The sequence below is a fragment of the Thalassotalea sp. G20_0 genome (assembly GCF_017744175.1).
GTDB lineage: Bacteria > Pseudomonadota > Gammaproteobacteria > Pseudomonadales > Endozoicomonadaceae > Endozoicomonas.
The window spans coordinates 1-607 of record NZ_JAGHQV010000442.1 but is presented as its reverse complement, the minus strand read 5'-3'; the positions used below and the strand labels follow the sequence as shown (position 1 = coordinate 607).

Annotated in this window: 2 protein-coding genes; both read right to left on the bottom strand. The window is 53.0% G+C overall.

What is annotated here, in order from left to right; genetic code table 11:
• The coding region (locus J7438_RS26945) for a hypothetical protein (RefSeq protein WP_209279091.1) at positions 1–224 on the bottom strand (224 nt) is incomplete at its 3' end.
• The coding region (locus tag J7438_RS26940; RefSeq protein ID WP_209279090.1) for an ATP-binding cassette domain-containing protein at positions 221–607 on the bottom strand (387 nt) is incomplete at its 5' end. The genes J7438_RS26940 and J7438_RS26945, both read right to left, overlap by 4 nt.

Here is a 607-nt window from a genome sequence, read left to right as displayed (position 1 = left end):
ACTTTACCCACACAGGCCCAGATAACCGCAATCGCAAATAGCAGTACAATCGCCCAGATAATAGCCCGACCCGCCGGACTGGCTGGCGTCTCTTCCACCTCCAGTGCGGCAGGAAGGAACTGTCGGCGATTTTTCTGCAGGGCCGTGGAGCTTTCACTGTGCGCCACCATCGTCTGTATCAGCCTTTGTACCGGTGTATAGACCAGCCTGGAGAACCACTTCATTGGGCACCTCCTGTCTCTTGAGTCTGAACCGGCTGATGACGACCATCAACACTGCGAACTCCAACCTGAAGCTCATGCAGCCTGGCATAATGTCCCCGTCGTTTGATCAGCTCCGGATGCGCTCCCTGCTCAACAATACGTCCATGATCCATCACAATAATCTGATCAGCCTCCCGAACTGTGGAGAGACGGTGTGCGATAATCAAAACCGTACGTCCCTGACTGATACGACGCATATTTTGCTGGATGATCGCCTCAGATTCATAATCCAGGGCACTGGTGGCTTCGTCAAAAATCAGTATTTTTGGGTTGGTCAACAATGCCCTTGCAATCGCAATACGTTGTTTCTGCCCACCGGAAAGTGAGCTGCCCTGCTCACCCAC